The organism is bacterium, from assembly GCA_036524115.1.
GTDB lineage: Bacteria > JAUVQV01 > JAUVQV01 > JAUVQV01 > DATDCY01 > DATDCY01.
Genome location: DATDCY010000085.1, coordinates 1 through 2,808, shown reverse-complemented (window position 1 = coordinate 2,808; position 2,808 = coordinate 1). Strand labels below are relative to the sequence as shown.

General features: G+C 73.8%; 1 protein-coding gene. It reads left to right on the top strand.

Going from position 1 to position 2,808, the window contains the following annotated elements:
• Nucleotides 1-2,595, top strand: a 2,595-nt coding sequence (locus tag VI078_04020) for a translocation/assembly module TamB domain-containing protein (protein HEY5998452.1), incomplete at its 5' end; no start/stop codon positions are given.
• Nucleotides 2,596-2,808: the final 213 nt, after the last annotated feature.

Genomic DNA, 2,808 nt, shown 5'->3' with positions numbered 1-2,808 from the left:
CTCTCGGCCGCGGCCCTGACCCTGGCCGAGTGCTCGTTCGCTTGGCCGGGCGGCCGCGGCGGCGCGCAGGGGAGGGTCGAGCTGGCCTCGGGGGCGCTGGCGCTCGAGAGCACGCTCGAGGACCTCTCGCTGCAGGAGGGCGCGCGGCTGCTCGACGCCGGCGTCGAGCAGTTCGCGGGGAGGCTCGCGGCGACGCTGAGCGTCCGCGGGACGCTCGCCGAACCGGTCGCCGCCGGCAGGATCACCGGGAAGGACCTGCGCTTCCGCAAGGCGATCGTCGACACCGCGTCGGCCTCCTTCGCCTACGCGGCTCGTCGGCTGCGCGTCGAGTCGCTGCGGCTGCGCCGCGGCGCCACGGAGCTGGCCTTCAACGGCGAGCTGCGCGAGGGCCGGACGCTCGCCGGAGAGTTCGAGAGCGCGGCGTTCGACGCGGCGGACGTCGTCCCCGGCTCCAGCCTCGACCTTCGCGGCTCGCTGCGCGGGCGGGTGAGCGGGCCGCTGGAGGCGCTCGAGCTGCAGGGGAGCCTGCGCGCGTCGCAGCTGCGCTACGGCGGGCTCGACTTCCGCGGCGGCGAGCTGGAGGTCGACTACCGCGGGGGCAAGGCGGTGCTCACGGGGTGGGTCGGGACCCAGGAGAACCGGCTGCGCGCCGTCGTGGAGCCGCACCAGGGCTGGCGGTTCGAGTCCGACCTCGAGCTGCGCCAGCTGGCGCCCGAGCTCGTCCGCTCCGGCACGGCCGCGCTGCCGCCGGGGCTCGCGCGGCTCGTCGGCGGGGCGTCGTTCCTGGCGGCGGGCCGCGTCGTCGCGCACGGGCGGCTGCGCGAGCCCGAGTCGGTTTCCGCCGACCTGGTGCTGGACACCCTCTGGCTCCAGGCCTCGGGCCAGACCCTGCAGAACCGCGCGCCGGTGCGCGTCTCCTGGCGCGACGGCGGGCTGCGGCTGGAGGACTTCCGCCTCGCGGGCGACCAGTACCGCCTCGATCTCTCGGGCACCGGGCACCCGCAGTCGGGGTGGGACCTGCGCGCGGAGGGCGCGGTGGACCTGGCGTTCTTCGCCGAGTACTGGCCGGAGCTCGAGGAGGTCGACGGCACGGGGGATCTGCAGCTGACCCTCCGCGGCCCCTGGGAGGCGCCGGCCCCCGAGGGGAGCCTGGCGGTGCGCGAGGCGTTCGTCAAGGTCCGCGCGCTGCCCGAGCCGCTCGAACGGGTGACCGGGCGGGTCGAGCTGCAGGGGCGCACCCTGCGGGCGGTGGACCTGGCCGGGACGATCGGCGGCGGCGCCTTCCGGGGCAGCGGGAGCTACGCGCTCGACGCGGGCACGGTGGACGCGCGGGTGGAGGGGCGGCTGGACCTGGCGCTTTTCCGCGGGCGCGTGCCGGCGGCCCGGGAGATGCGCGGCCAGGTGCAGGTGCGGCTCGGGCTCTCCGGCCCCATCGCGTCCCCCGCCATCTCCGGCAGCGTCGAGGTCGTCGACGCGGAGCTGTTCGTGCGCCAGCTCCCCGCGAAGGTCACGGGCGTCAACGGCCGGCTGCAGCTGGGCGCGGACCGGATCGAGTCGATCGAGCTCACGGGACAGACTGGCGGCGGCAGGGTGGCGCTCTCGGGCTCGCTCGTCTGGAGCGCGCCCGGCCGCGTCGGCCTCGAGCTGCGCGGCGACGGCATCGTCGTCGAGCTCGCCGACGGGCTCAAGGCGCAGGCCGACCTGCGGCTGGCGCTTCAGGGCGAGCTGGGGGCGCTGACGCTCGCCGGCGAGGTGCGCGTCCTCAAGGCGCGCTACCTGCGCGAGTTCACCGAGAAGCCGCCCGCGCTCGTCTCGACGCGCGGCGACGACGGCGCGGGCGGAGCGCGCCCGGATGCCGGCGCCGACCTCTCGCGGCTGGCGCTCGACATCAAGGTGCGCGCCACCGACAACGTCTGGATCGCCAACAAGATGGCCAAGATCGAGGCGGCGGTGGCGCTGGACGTCGGCGGGACCCTCGGTTCGCCCGTGGTGCGCGGCGAGATCACGGCCATCAGGGGCGAGGCCTTCTACCTCTCGCGCCAGTTCCAGCTCGAGAGCGGCTCGCTGCGCTTCGTGCCTCCGGCCAAGGTCCCCGTCCTGGACGTGCAGGCCTCGACGAGCGTGGGCGAGACGCAGATCCTCTTCCTGATGGAGGGCCCGCTCAACGACCCCTCCTACCACCTCGTCTCGCTGCCTGCGATGAGCCAGGACGACCTGGTGGCGCTCCTGACGATCGGCGAGACCCGCAAGGGGCTCTCGCGCGGCGGCGGGCTCTCCTCGAGCGTCGGCGCCGCCGTCTTCACGACGGAGCCGCTCGTCAACGCCCTCGGCGACGAGGCGCGCAGCTCGATGGGCCTGGAGGTGCTCCAGCTCGAGCCGGTCGTCCGGGACGACAACCGCGTCTCGGCGAAAGTCACGCTCGGGACGCGCCTGTCGGACCGCATGTTCGTGAGCTACTCGCAGAACCTCGGCGCCACGGAGGACCAGCAGGTCCTCGTGCAGTACTACGTGCTGGACTACCTCTCGCTCTGGGGCCAGGAGCTGCGCCAGGGCATCTACAGTCTCGACGTCGTCTTCCGCTACACGCTCTGGTGATGGCACGGACCCGACGCGCTCCGCTGGCCGCCGCGGCGCTCGCCGCCTGGTGCGCGCTCGCCGGCGCGGCGCGCGCCGACGAGGCCCAGTTGAAAAGGCTGGAAAAAGACGGTCATGATCGAACAACCGTATCAGAGTGGTAAAAAAATCATGTGGACTGGCCGCCACAAGCAGCTTCCTAAAAGTTCGTAGGGGCGATCCTTCAGGGCTTAC